The organism is Nocardioides sp. R-C-SC26 (genome assembly GCF_021246465.1).
Classification (GTDB): Bacteria; Actinomycetota; Actinomycetes; order Propionibacteriales; family Nocardioidaceae; genus Nocardioides.
The window spans coordinates 98,226-111,087 of the sequence record NZ_JAHRHK010000006.1 but is presented as its reverse complement, the minus strand read 5'-3'; the positions used below and the strand labels follow the sequence as shown (position 1 = coordinate 111,087).

Here is a 12,862-nt window from a genome sequence, read left to right as displayed (position 1 = left end):
AGGTTGACCCGTCTCCATCTCGAGACGGGTCAACCTGATTGACGTCAGCGGGCGAGGAAGGCCAGGAGGTCCTGGCGGGTCAGGACGCCGACGGGCTTGCCGTCCTCGTGCACGAGCACGGCGTCCGCGGACTCCAGGAGGGCGACGGCGGAGGCAGCGTCCTCGCCGGAACCGATGGTCGGCAACGCGGGCGACATGTGCTGCTCGACCGGATCGGTCAGCCGGGCCTGGCCGGCGTAGAGCGCGTCGAGCAGCGTGCGGTCCGAGACCGAGCCGGCCACCTCGGCCGCCACGATCGGCGGCTCCGCCCGCACCACGGGCATCTGCGAGACGCCGTACTCCTGCAGGATCGCCACCGCCTCGGCGACGGTCTCCGACGGGTGGGTGTGCACGAGGTCGGGCAGTCGGCCGGACTTTCCGCGCAGCACCTGTCCCACGGTGCGCGACGAGGTCGGCAGGCCCGCGGAGAAGCCGTACTGGCCCAGCCACTCGTCGTTGAAGACCTTGGTGAGGTAGCCGCGGCCGGAGTCGGGCAGGAGCACCACGATGACGGCGTCCTCCCCCTCGGGCGTACCGGCGAGCTCGTGAGCGAGCTGACGGGCGGCGAACGCCGCCATGCCCGACGAGCCACCGACCAGCAGGGCCTCCTCGCGGGCGAGGCGGCGGGTGAAGGAGAAGGAGTCGGCGTCGGAGACCTCGATGATCCGATCTGCGACCGAGCGGTCGTAGGTCTCGGGCCAGAAGTCCTCGCCGACGCCCTCGACGAGGTACGGCCGCCCGGTGCCGCCGGAGTAGACCGACCCGGCCGGGTCGGCACCGATCACCTGCACCGCCGGGTTGCGCTCCTTCAGGTACCGGCCGACGCCGCTGATCGTGCCGCCGGTGCCGACACCGGCGACGAAGTGGGTGATCCGCCCCTCGGTCTGGTCCCAGATCTCCGGCCCGGTGGTCTCGTAGTGCGACCGCGGGTTGTGCGGGTTGGAGTACTGGTCGGGCTTCCAGGCGCCGGGCTGGGAGGCCAGCCGGTCGGAGACGTTGTAGTAGGAGTCGGGGTGCTCCGGCGCGACCGCGGTCGGGCACACCACGACCTCCGCCCCGTAGGCCTTGAGCACGTTGCGCTTGTCGACGCTCACCTTGTCCGGGCACACGAAGACGCAGCGGTAGCCCCTCGCCTGCGCCACCATCGCCAGCCCCACGCCGGTGTTGCCCGACGTCGGCTCCACGATCGTGCCACCCGGCTGCAGCGCGCCCGACGCCTCGGCGGCCTCGATCATCCGCGTGGCGATGCGGTCCTTCACGGAACCGCCGGGATTGAGGTACTCGACCTTCGCCAGCACGAGCGGTCCGCTCCCGGCAGCGTGATCTGGCCGGTCCAGCGTGCGCTCGAGTCGCAGCAGGGGCGTGTCGCCGATCAGGTCCAGGAGCGAGTTCACGTACTGCATGACTCCACCGTAGAGGTCGCGCCACGCCCCCACCTCCGTGCCGCTCCCCGCGGGTGGGTCGCCCGTTCGTAGAGTGGGGACATGGGGAAGGCTGCCGCGGCGCGCAAACTCGCCTCCGCGGCCGTCTATGGCGGCGGGGGCCTGTCGGTCCTCGGCCTCGGCATCTTCGGCGTCCTCCGCACCGAGGCGCGCCTGGCTCGCAAGACCATCGGCGACCCGCTGCCGGACCCGGTGCCGGACCCGAGCGGCTGGTACGGCCGCGGGCGGCCCGGACCAGCGTTGAAGATCGCGCTCCTCGGCGACTCCAGCGCCGCGGGCTACGGCGTCGACCACGTCGAGGAGACCCCCGGCGCACTGCTGGCCAGCGGTGTCGCCGAGCAGGGCGACCGCCGCATCTACCTGCGGACGTTCTGCGTCGTCGGCGCCGTCTCGGCCGATCTCGCCGCGCAGATCGACCGCGCGCTGCCGATCGAGCCCGACGTCGCCCTCATCCTGATCGGCGGCAACGACGTCACCCACCTGGTCAAGCCCTCGCAGTCGGTGGCCCACCTGCGCGACGGCGTCCGGCGCCTGCGCGAGGCCGGCGTGAGTGTCGTCGTCGCGACCTGCCCCGACCTCGGCACGATCCAGCCGATCGCCTCGCCCCTCAAGCAGGTCGCGCGCACGTGGTCGCGGCGGCTGGCCGCGGCCCAGACCATCGCCGTCCTCGACGAGGGTGGCCGCACCATCTCGCTCGGCTCGATCCTCGGCCCGGAGTTCGAGGCCGCGCCGGCGCTGCTGTTCGGACCCGACCAGTTCCACCCCTCCGCGGCGGGCTACCGCGCACTGGTGCGGCTCTTCCTTCCCTCGGTGCTGGCCGCCCTCGGCCTGGCGCCCGACGACGAGGCCGAGCCGCAGGTCGGCCGTGGCGAGGGCGTTCTGCCCATCACTCGAGCGGCATTGCGCGCCGTCAACGAGGAGGGCACCGAACTCGACGGCACCGACGTCGGTGGTCAGCGCCTCGGCGTCCGCGGTCGGTGGGTCGAGCTGCGGCACCGCCGACGTCGTCCGCAGACCGAGGGCACCGCTCCGGAGGCGTCGGAGGCCTGAGCCCCGGTCATCGAGCTTGTCGAGATGCGCGGTCTCGACAAGCTCGACCACCGGGTCCGCTCTCGACCGCAGACGCAGAACGGCCCCGGGATCAACCCGGGGCCGTTCCGTTCGACGTGCAGCGGCGCGACGTCAAAATCGCGGTGTCGCGGCGCGTCCTCAGTCCTGCTGGAGGATGGCCAGCAGACGCAGCAGGTTGGTGTAGATCCAGACCAGGCTGACGGTCATGGCGAACGCGGCCCGCCACGACTCCTTCTCCGGGATGCCGTTGGCGACACCCTGCTCGACGAAGTCGAAGTCGAGGATCAGCATGAAGACACCGAGCACCAGACCGATGACGGCCGTGACGGCACCGAGCGGGCCGAAGCCGAAGAGGCCGATGTTGGCGTTGAACAGGCTCAGCATCAGCTCCATCAGGCCCAGGCCCACCATGCCGAACATCGCCGCGATGACGAAGGTCTGGAACTTCTGGCCGACCTTGATGTTGAAGAACTTGTAGGCCGCGAGCGTGCCCGCGAAGGCCGCGAACGTGCCCATGACCGCCTGCATGACGACCGGGTCGGTCAGCGTGGAGTCGATGACCTTCGACAGGGCCCCGAGCGCGACGCCCTCGAACACCGCGAAGAGCAGCACCAGGGCGGGGCTGACCACGCGCTTGAACGAGTTGACCATCGAGAGGGCGAACGCGCCCAGCGAGCCGATGGCCAGCGCCGCGAAGAGCGGGCCCAGGTTGTCGACGTTCTCAGCCGTGATGTCGGGGGTGACCACCCAGGTCGCGATCGCGGTGGCGATCACCACGGCGATCGAGATGCCGGTGGCCTGGACGACGGAGTCGATGGTCATCCGGTCCGCGCGGGCCGGAGCCTGCGGGGCGGAGTACGGCTGGTAGCCGGTCGCGGTCGAGCCCTGCGACTGTCCACCCCAGGCGGACGGGTCGCCGTAACCGGTGTAGGTCTGGTTGGACCCGGCGCGGCTGAACTCCTCCGAGCGCCGGAAGATGGGGTTGTTGCTCTGCATGGTCTCCTCCTTGGAGGCCGTGTGACCGCCTGATGTGACCGCCCCTGTGACGGCCGCACTGACGGCTCGCTCGTCCGAGACCAGTCTAGACGGGCCTCTCATCAGCAGGTAACGCCTCGCAGGGTCGAGAAGTTCCCCCGCGTCCTGGTTGGTAGCCTGCGGGGACGCTCCACGACCGGCCAACACACTTCAGGAGGGCGGATGTCGCGCCCGATGAGTTCCCGGTCGCACGGCCACGCGGCGCCCGGATCGGCTCCGAGCTCCGGATTCCGCGGCGACGTCCAGGGTCTGCGCGCGATCGCCGTGCTGACCGTGATCGCCGGTCACGCCGGGGTCACGTTCCTGCCGGGCGGCTTCGTCGGTGTCGACGTCTTCTTCGTGATCAGCGGCTTCCTGATCTCCCACCTGCTGTTCCGTGAGGTCGCCCGCGACGGTCGGGTCTCACTGCGCGACTTCTACGCGCGCCGAGCGCGGCGCATCCTGCCCGCCGCCACGTTGGTCACGGTGGTCACGCTCGCGGCGAGCGTGCTGTGGATCAGCGTCGTCGACGCCCTGGAGGTCGTGAAGGACGCACTGTGGGCCACGTTCTTCGCCGCCAACGTCCGCTTCGCGGCCGTCGGTACCGACTACTTCGCGCAGGAGGACGGCCCGTCCCCCCTGCAGCACTACTGGTCGCTGGCGGTCGAGGAGCAGTTCTACCTGGTCTGGCCCCTCGTCCTGATCGCCTGCGTGTGGTTGGCCCGACGGCGTGCGCGCGGCGCCGAGGCCGGAGGCCGCCGCTCGCGGGCGGTCCGCGACGACATGCCACGGGTGACGGTGTTCTGGGTGCTGGTGATCGTGGGGTCGGCGAGCTTCGGCTACGGGCTCTGGCTCACCTCCACCGACCCCATCGCCTCCTACTTCTCCACCCCGGCCCGCGCGTGGGAGCTGGCCGTCGGCGCGCTCACCGCCCTGGTGGCGACCGCGGTCGCCGGGCGGATGAGCGCCGCCGTCCGCGCGCTGCTGTGCCTGGCCGGGCTCGCGGCGATCGCGGTGGCCTGCGTGCGCTTCGGCGAGTCGACGCCGTTCCCCGGCGTCGCCGCGCTGCTGCCGGTGCTGGGCTCGGCGGCGGTGCTGCTGGCCGGCGCCGGCGGTCACGCTCGCGAACCGTTGCCGATCCGGGCGCTCGGCGTCGGCCCCCTGCGGGTCGTGGGCGACTGGTCCTACTCGCTCTACCTGTGGCATTGGCCGTTGTTGGTGCTGCCCGAGCTGCACCGCGGCGAGCCGCTGACCGCGGTCCAGGCTGGGCTCGCGGTGGCGGCGACCTTCGTGCTCGCCGCGCTGACCTACCGGTTCGTCGAGACGCCGTTCCGCGACGCACGCCGCTTCACCCGGCCGCGGTCGCTCGCGCTCTACCCTGCCTCGGTGGTGCTCGTCGCGGCCTCGTGCGGGGCCGGCCACGCCTACGCCTCGGCCCAGATCGTCGGCGAAGGGCCGGCGATCACCGTCAGCAACTCCGGCATCGAGGACGACGAGGACGTCACGATCAGCAAGAGCGACGTGATCGCGCTCGTGCAGGCATCCGTGGTCGCTGCCCGCAACGGGCACCCGGTGCCCAAGACCCTGCGCCCCGACCTGCTGACGCTGCGCGACGACATCCCGTCGGTGGCGCCGTGCGACTACGGCACCGACATCCGTGAGCTCTGTCCGCGGGGCGACACCGACGCCGACCGATCGATCGTGGTGCTCGGCAACTCCCATGGCCGGATGTGGATCCCCGCCTTCGAGAAGATCGCCACCCGCGAGGGCTACCGCACCTACTACTTCGTCAAGCCGAACTGCACCGGCGCCGACCTTGTGATCAGCGACGCCGACCCGCAGACGCCGATGGCGCCGTGGGACGAGTGCCAGGACTTCCGCGACTGGGCCGTCGACCAGATCGCCGACCTCGACCCCGCGCTCGTCGTCGTGTCGACGAGCGGACCCAACCCCGTCATCTTCGCCGACGACGGCGAGCAGGTGCGCCAGGACCACCCCGACCGGGTGCGACTCACCGAAGAGGGGTTCGCCCGGATCTTCGAACGTCTCGTCCCCCTGGCCGACCGCGTCGTGCTGCTCCGCGACGCACCCAAGAACCCCGGCGACCCGGGCGACTGCCTGACCACCGGCGACCCGGACCTCGGCGACTGCATGTTCGACCCCTTGCCCAGCCAGGAGGTCGACTCCGACGCCTCGGTGCGCGCGGCGGAGACCGTCGGGATCGACTACGTCAGCCCCGTGCCGTGGCTGTGCTGGCAGGACGAGTGCCCGGTCGTCATCGGCGACACGCTCTCCTACCGCGACCGCGGCCACATCTCGGCGACCTACGCCGCCGACCTGGCCGAGCCGCTGGGCAAGAAGCTCGGGATCTGGACCGACTGAGCACGCGCCTCGGGCGTCAGGCGCGACGCACGGCGCGGACGACGGTGTCGGTGACGATCACCTCGCCGCCCTCGGGCAGCTTCTGGGAGCGAGTGCGGCCCTCGGCGACGGCGACGTCCCACGCGGCGGCGTGAGCCTCGAGCACGGCCAGCACCTGGTCGGGGCCGATCAGCAACGCGTTCAGCTCGGGGTTGCGCAGCCCCGTCGTCGCGTCGTCGGGGTGGTGGGCCAGCACCACCAGCGTGCCGCCGGGCGCGACGGCGTCGGCGATGGCCGCGTAGATGCGGTCGAAGGACTCCGGCGGAGTGTGCATGAAGCACGACGTGACCAGGTCGGCCGGTCCCGGCACCGGGTCGCCGGCGTAGACGTCGGCCCGCTCGAAGCTCACCTGCTCGGCCAGGCCGGCGTCCGCGGCGTGGGCGGTCGCGCGGTCGACGGCGACCTGGGAGACGTCGATGCCGATGGTGCGCCACCCCTGCCGGCCCAACCAGACGGCGTCCGCCCCCTCTCCGCAGCCGACGTCGACCGCCACGCCGGCACCGGTGACCGGGAGGGCCTCGAGCTCCTCGACGAGTCGTCGGTTCGGTTGGCCGGACCAGACCCGGGTGGACGAGGCGTAGCGCTCGTCCCAGAAGGTCTGGGTGAACATCTGCTCGAGATCCGTCGGGGTGTCCCCGTGCGAGCTGCCGTGACCGTGTGCGTGGTTCATGCCCCCACTCTCACGCTTCAGGTCGACCTGAAGTCAAGACCACGACGTGGGAGTGCCCCCGCTGGGACTCGAACCCAGACTGCAGCGCTTTTAAGGCGCCTTCCTCTGCCATTGGGATACGGGGGCGTTGCCGTTCGCTACGGAATCATGCCGAGCGAACGCAGGATCTCGTAGGTGACCGGGTCGTAGATCTCGTCGCGGATCGAGAACGCCCAGAAGATCGCGCCCTGCGCGAGGACCGCGCCCGCGGTGAGGGCTGCACCGAGCATCCGGCCACCTCGTCCCTGTCGTGCGAGCGTCACGATCGCCCAGGCCGCGAGCAGGCAGATCAGCGAGTCGACCACGACGACGAACCGCACCGACTTCGACGACACCAGGAGGTAGGGCAGCAGCGCCGCGGCCGTCGTCGCGGCGACCACCCGTGCCTCGGCCGCGCCGCGTCTCGCGCGATCGGCGAGGAGCCCGACGGCGAGGATCGCCAGCACGGTGGCGACCGGCGCCAGCGCGAGGAGATCGATCAGGAGCCGGTGCGGCGGGCCCGACTGGTAGTCGCGCGGGTAGGGCGCCTCGATGGTCGAGGTGACGGCACGCAGGGTGTCGGGCACCGCGGAGAACGAGCGCGCCAGCAGCGAGTAGACGCCGGCCCAGACCACCAGCGGCGCCGTCAGCGCCACGACGTCGCCCCAGCCCACCCGGCGCCGTCGCCACCACCCCACCGCGAGGCACAGCGCGATCGCCGGGAAGAGCAGGACGGCGACCTCCTTGAGCGCCAGCATCACCGTCAGCGCGAGCGCCAAGGCGAGTCTGGCCCGTCGATCCGAGGATCGCAGGCACCACCACGCGGCAGCCACCGCCGCGAGCCCGGCCAGCCCGACGAGCTCGTCGCCGAGGGCTCGACGACCGAGGTGGAGCTGCAGCGGCGAGGCGGCCACCAGGATCGCGGCGACGACGGCCGCCCAGCGCCCCCACAGGCGCCCGGCGATCGCCGCGGCCAGCAGGATCATGGCGATGCCGGCGAACGTGCTCACCCAGGCCAGGGCGGCCGGGTCGCAGCCGCGCACCTCGAACGCGAGCGCCCCGAGAAGGACCTGGCCCCAGCGGATCGGGGAGGGGAACACGTGGGCGCCGGGGTCGGCCAGGTACCCGCGCACGAGGTCCGGGTAGACGCCCAGGCCACCGCGTTCCACGCCGCACGAGAACGCCGCGTAGACCCCCTCGTCCGCCGGCGAGTACGCCACACCGGCATGAGCCAGGATGCGGATGGTGGCGCCCGCGACCACGACGAGCCCGAGAGCGAGCAGAGCCGGCGCGCCACCGAGCGTGGAGACCGCGCGGCGGACGCGGGTCGCCGCGGGCATCAGAGGTAGGTCTGGCGCTGGTAGACGGCGTGCGCGCCCGCAACGCGGTCGAGGAAGAGCAGGCCGTCGGTGTGGTCGATCTCGTGCTGCAACGCGCGGGCCTCGAACGCCGTGGCGGCGAGTTCGACCTGCTCGCCCGTGCCCGGCATCTGGCCGCGAACGACGAGCCGGCTGGCCCGCTTCACGTCACCGGTCAGGTCGGGCACACTCATGCAGCCCTCCCGCGCCTTCTCGTTGCGGCTGGACTCCACGACCTCGGCGTTGCACAGCACGAAGGTGCCGTGGTTGTCGCGGGTCTTGGGGTGCTCGGAGACGTCGACGCAGAACACCCGCACGCCGACACCGACCTGGTTGGCCGCGAGGCCGACGCAACCAGGACTGACCCGCATCGTCGCCACCAGGTCGGCCGCCAGCTGCACGACGTCCGGCGCGGTCGGGTCGACGTCGGCTCCCGGCGTCGACAGCACCGGGTCGGGCGCACGGACGACGTCGCGCACGCGGCCCGCGACACCGAGGTCGGCCTCGGTCCAGGCCTGCACCACCGGGTGCAGGCCGCTGCTCGTCTCGCTCACAGTTCGTCGGTCTCCGCCGGGCGCAGGGTCGCGCCGACGCCGGCGGCGGGCCCGCGCGCCCGCCGGCCCCGGGGCGGCGCCGCCGCCGACGGCGGCCGCGGCCGCACCGATGGCCTGCTCCACCGCCGCAGCGTCGGCGGACGCGGGCAGGTCGATCTCGGCGATCAGGAGATAGAGGTCGCCGGCCAGGCGCGTCGTGAGGTCGGTGATGTTGCCGCCGACGCGGGCGACCTCGGCGACCACCGCGGAGACGATGCCCGGACGGTCCCCGCCGTGCACGGTGAGCACCCATCCCGAGCCTGCCACCGGCGCGGCCTGCTCCTCCGGCACCGCACGCACCGTGACCGAGAGAGTGCCGTCGGCAGCGAGCGGCGCGAGCGCCTGCTCGATCTGCGGCCCGCCGACCCCTCCGGCACAGATCAGCATCATCGCGAAGTGCCCCCGCAGGAGCGTCATCGTGGAGTCCTCGAGATTGAGGCCGAGGTCCGCGAGGCGCTCGGTGGTCTCGGCGATGATGCCGGGGCGGTCGTGGCCGAGGACGGTGATGGCGTACGCGGTGCTGTCGGGGCGGGTCACGCCAGGCATTCTCGCAGGCTCGGTGCGACGCCGGGCCCTGGTGGGCGGCAGCCGCCGTCAGACCAGGGACCAGGCGATGCCATCGAGGATGTCGGCCTCGGAGACGAGCAGTTCGGTGGTGGTCGCGCGCGCCAGCACCCGCTCGAGGATGAGCGCCCCCGCTCCGATGACGTCGGCACGCCCTGGGTGCATCCACGGCAACGCGCGCCGCTCCGCCACGGTCATGGCGACCAGGCCGGCGACGTGCGATCCGACCGCCTCGACGGGCAGGCGCGACCGGTCGATGGCGGCACGGTCGTAGGCGGCCAACCCGAGGACGCCCGCGGCGACGGTGGTGACCGTGCCGGCCACGCCGACGACCGTCGGCGCCTGGGCGGGGTCGACCGGGCAGGCGGCGAGGCCGGCGTCGATGTCGGCGCGCACCGCGGCGATCTCGGCAGCGGACGGCGGATCGCTGTGCAGGTGCCGCTCGTGCAGGCGGACCGACCCGATGTCCATCGAGAACGCCGACTCCGGCGTCGCTGCGGACGGGTCGCCGAGGATCAGCTCGGTCGACCCTCCCCCGATGTCGACGACCAGCACGGGGCCCGGCGCGCTGTCGAGATCAGCGCGCAGGTGGCGTACGGCGCCACCGAATGCGAGAGCGGCCTCCTCGGCACCCGAGACGACCTCGGGTTCCACGCCGAGCCGCGCTCGCACGCCGTCGGTGAAGACCTCGGCGTTCTCGGCGTCCCTGCTGGCCGAGGTCGCGCAGAACCGGATCCGCTCGACCCCGTGCTTGGTGATGAGTCCTGCGAAGTCGTCGACGGCGGCGAAGGTGCGCACCAGGGCCTGGTCGTCGAGACGACCGGTGCGGTCGACGCCCTCCCCCAGACGCACCATGTGGGCCGCACGCACCCGCTCGACCAGACCGGCGTCGGGAGCGATCTCGGCGATCAGGAGCTTGATGGTGTTCGTGCCGCAGTCGATCGCGGCGATCGTGCTCACGCGGGATCCGCGTCCTCGACGACGTCGGCTCCCGACCGCACGCACGGCCCCGAGGCCCACCACTCCCCGAGCAGCTCCAACACCTCGTCGCCGAGCGGGTTCACGCCCGGGCCTGCGGCCAGAGCGTGGCCGGCGAGCACGTGCAGACACTTGACCCGGCGAGGCATCCCGCCGGCGGAGATCCCCTCAATCTCCGGGACATCGCCCAGACCCGCGCGGAACGCCAGATACGACTCGTGGGCGGCCTGGTAGGACGCCGCGAGCTGCTCGTCCTCGGAGAGCCGGTCCTGCATCTGCTTCATCAGGCCCGAGTTCTCCAACGTGCCGATCAGCGACGCGACCCGGGGGCAGGTCAGGTAGAACGTCGTGGGGAACGGCGTGCCGTCGGGCAGGCGCGGCTCGGTCGTCACGACGTCCGGGTTGCCGCAGGGGCAGCGGTGGCCCACCCCGTGGATGGCGCGCGGGGGGCGCCCCAGCTGGAGCGCGATGGTGGCCTCGTCGTCGGCGTCGATCACCGTGCCATTGTCGTGCGCGCGGTCCGAGCCGCGCACGTCGGGCTCAGTCCCGGGGCGCGCCCTCGGGGTCGGCGACCTTCGTCTCCGGGAGGGGCGTGGCCTTCCGCGGGGGCTTGCCGGCGACCTCCATGGTCGCCCACGCCTTGTCCCACCAGGCCTCGTCCACGCTGGGTTCGGTGCGCGGCTCGCTCAGCGCACTGCTGGTCTGCAGTGGCCTGCCGTCCTCCAGCACGACGAACGGGGTCTCGCCGGGCTTGACGTAGCCGAGCCGCTCGCGCGCCTGCGCGCGGATGTACTCGTCGTCGGACCACCGCCGCTTCTCGCGCTCGAGCACGTCGATCTGCTGCTCGCGCTCGTCGATGGTCGACTGCAGGTCGGTGATGTGCGCCCGTTGCTGCAGGTAGGCGCGCAACGAGGAGGCGTAGGACACCGCGAGCACGGCGAGCACCAGCACCAGGATCACGGCCCGGCTGGTCGGCCGGGAGCGGGTCGCGACGACGGGGTCGGGGCGACGGGGGATGCTGGCACGCGCGGGGCGGGTTGACGTCGCCGCCGTCCGTCGTGGCCCCCGCGACGGCGTGCGCGCAGGACGGCGCTTATCGCTCGGGGAAGCCATGTGGTCCATCCTCGCCCAGCGGTGCATGCGATTCCGGTCCGAAACGCCGAGGAGGAGATGCCGGGCGCCGCGGAGCGGGTGCTGCCGTGGCCGGTCGGCTGGTGTCGCGGGACGGCACCGGGAGCGGTGAGTCTGGTACGGATAGTGGCAGGCGAATCGCCTCAGACTCACCGCCGGGTCCTCAGCCGCCGGGGTAGCGGTGAGTCCGGGACGGTCGACGTGCGTCAAACCGCCTCAGACTCACCGCTCCCGGCGGGACGGCGCGAGTTCGGGCGCGCCTCGTCAGCGTGTGGGTGTGGCGATCAGCGCGTGAAGCGCGGGAAGGCCCCCGCGCCGGCGTACCGCGCGGCGTCGCCGAGCTGGTCCTCGATGCGCAGCAGCTGGTTGTACTTCGCGACGCGCTCGGAGCGGGCCGGGGCACCGGTCTTGATCTGTCCGCAGTTGGTGGCCACGGCCAGGTCCGCGATCGTGGTGTCCTCGGTCTCACCGGAGCGGTGGCTCATCATGCACCGGTAGCCGTTGCGGTGGGCCAGCTCGACGGAGTCGAGGGTCTCGGTCAACGAACCGATCTGGTTGACCTTCACCAGGAGCGCGTTGGCCTGGCCCCCGGTGATGCCGCGCTGGAGGCGCTCGACGTTGGTGACGAACAGGTCGTCGCCGACCAGCTGGGTCTTCGTGCCGAGCTCGTCGGTGATGGACTTCCACCCCTCCCAGTCGTCCTCGTCGAGCGGGTCCTCGATGGACACGATCGGGTAGGAGGCGACGAGGTCGGCGTAGTAGGCGGTCATCTCCTGGGCGGACTTGCCCGCGCCCTCGAAGGTGTAGACGCCGTCGGTGCAGAACTCGGTGGCTGCGACGTCGAGGGCGAGCACGATGTCGGAGCCCAGCGTGTAGCCGGCCTTGCCGATGGCCTCGGCGATGAGGTCGAGCGCAGCGCGGTTGGAGGCGAGGTCGGGGGCGAAGCCGCCCTCGTCGCCCACTCCGGTGGCCAGGCCCTGCTTCTTCAGCACCGACTTCAGCGCGTGGTAGACCTCGGCGCCGCTGCGCAGGGCGTCGGCGAAGGTGGGTGCGCCGATCGGCGCGATCATGAACTCCTGGATGTCGACGTTGGTGTCGGCGTGCGCACCGCCGTTGAGGATGTTCATCATCGGCACCGGGAGGACGTGCGCGTTGGGGCCCCCGACGTAGCGGAACAGGGGCAGCTCGGCCGACTGCGCGGCCGCGCGCGCGACGGCGAGAGAGACGCCGAGGATCGCGTTGGCGCCGAGATTCGCCTTGTTCGGGGTGCCGTCCAGGCCGAGCATCGTCTGGTCGACGAGGCGCTGGTCGTCGGCGTCCAGGCCCTCGAGGGCGGGGCCGATCGTGTCGATCACCGCGGAGACGGCCTGGTGCACGCCCTTGCCGACGTAGCGGTCGCCGCCGTCACGCAGCTCCACGGCCTCGAAGGCACCGGTGGAGGCGCCGCTGGGCACGGCGGCCCGGGCGAAGGAGTCGTCGTCGAGGAGCACCTCGACCTCGACGGTGGGGTTGCCGCGGGAGTCGAGGATCTCGCGCGCGCCGACGGCTTCGATGCTGGCCACT

The 12,862-nt window shown here is 72.2% G+C and carries 11 protein-coding genes and 1 tRNA gene; 2 read left to right on the top strand and 10 right to left on the bottom strand.

Annotated elements, in window-relative coordinates; all coding sequences use genetic code 11:
• Window positions 1-44: 44 nt before the first annotated feature.
• Window positions 45-1,442, bottom strand: coding sequence for a cystathionine beta-synthase (locus KSO97_RS07495; protein WP_232677505.1), 1,398 nt, complete (start codon window positions 1,440-1,442; stop codon window positions 45-47).
• Window positions 1,443-1,523: 81 nt separating this feature from the next.
• Between KSO97_RS07495 and KSO97_RS07490 the strand changes: the two genes are divergently transcribed.
• Complete coding sequence (locus KSO97_RS07490) at window positions 1,524-2,531, top strand: SGNH/GDSL hydrolase family protein (protein ID WP_232677504.1); 1,008 nt, start codon at window positions 1,524-1,526, stop codon at window positions 2,529-2,531.
• Between the two features lie 159 nt (window positions 2,532-2,690).
• On the opposite strand, the gene KSO97_RS07485 is transcribed toward KSO97_RS07490, so the two are convergent.
• Entirely contained in the window at window positions 2,691-3,548 is an 858-nt protein-coding gene (locus tag KSO97_RS07485; protein ID WP_232677503.1) for a Bax inhibitor-1/YccA family protein, read from the bottom strand.
• 201 nt (window positions 3,549-3,749) lie between these two features.
• Here KSO97_RS07485 and KSO97_RS07480 point away from each other — a divergent pair, with 201 nt between their 5' ends.
• On the top strand, window positions 3,750-5,948 hold the full coding sequence (locus tag KSO97_RS07480; protein WP_232677502.1) for an acyltransferase family protein: 2,199 nt from the start codon (window positions 3,750-3,752) through the stop codon (window positions 5,946-5,948).
• A gap of 16 nt (window positions 5,949-5,964) precedes the next feature.
• Here KSO97_RS07480 and KSO97_RS07475 read toward each other — a convergent pair whose 3' ends face one another.
• From KSO97_RS07475 to eno, 8 genes are all read right to left on the bottom strand, one after another.
• Window positions 5,965-6,657 carry a cyclopropane-fatty-acyl-phospholipid synthase family protein gene (locus tag KSO97_RS07475; protein ID WP_232677501.1) on the bottom strand — a complete coding sequence of 231 codons (693 nt, stop codon included), beginning with the start codon at window positions 6,655-6,657 and terminating at the stop codon, window positions 5,965-5,967.
• 53 nt (window positions 6,658-6,710) lie between these two features.
• Window positions 6,711-6,783, bottom strand: a tRNA-Leu gene (locus tag KSO97_RS07470).
• Window positions 6,784-6,794: 11 nt separating this feature from the next.
• Entirely contained in the window at window positions 6,795-8,015 is a 1,221-nt protein-coding gene (locus KSO97_RS07465) for a glycosyltransferase family 39 protein (RefSeq protein ID WP_232677499.1), read from the bottom strand.
• Complete coding sequence (locus KSO97_RS07460; RefSeq protein WP_232677498.1) at window positions 8,015-9,163, bottom strand: peptide deformylase; 1,149 nt, start codon at window positions 9,161-9,163, stop codon at window positions 8,015-8,017. Before KSO97_RS07460 ends, KSO97_RS07465 begins: the two co-directional genes overlap by 1 nt.
• A gap of 57 nt (window positions 9,164-9,220) precedes the next feature.
• Window positions 9,221-10,150, bottom strand: a complete 930-nt coding sequence (locus KSO97_RS07455; RefSeq protein ID WP_232677497.1) for an exopolyphosphatase — start codon at window positions 10,148-10,150, stop codon at window positions 9,221-9,223.
• Entirely contained in the window at window positions 10,147-10,665 is a 519-nt protein-coding gene (locus KSO97_RS07450; RefSeq protein ID WP_232677496.1) for a DUF501 domain-containing protein, read from the bottom strand. The genes KSO97_RS07455 and KSO97_RS07450 overlap by 4 nt, the downstream gene beginning before the upstream one ends.
• 43 nt (window positions 10,666-10,708) lie before the next feature.
• Complete coding sequence (locus KSO97_RS07445) at window positions 10,709-11,281, bottom strand: septum formation initiator family protein (RefSeq protein ID WP_232677495.1); 573 nt, start codon at window positions 11,279-11,281, stop codon at window positions 10,709-10,711.
• Between the two features lie 302 nt (window positions 11,282-11,583).
• Entirely contained in the window at window positions 11,584-12,861 is a 1,278-nt protein-coding gene (gene eno, locus KSO97_RS07440; RefSeq protein ID WP_232677494.1) for a phosphopyruvate hydratase, read from the bottom strand.
• Between the last annotated feature and the right edge of the window lies 1 nt (window position 12,862).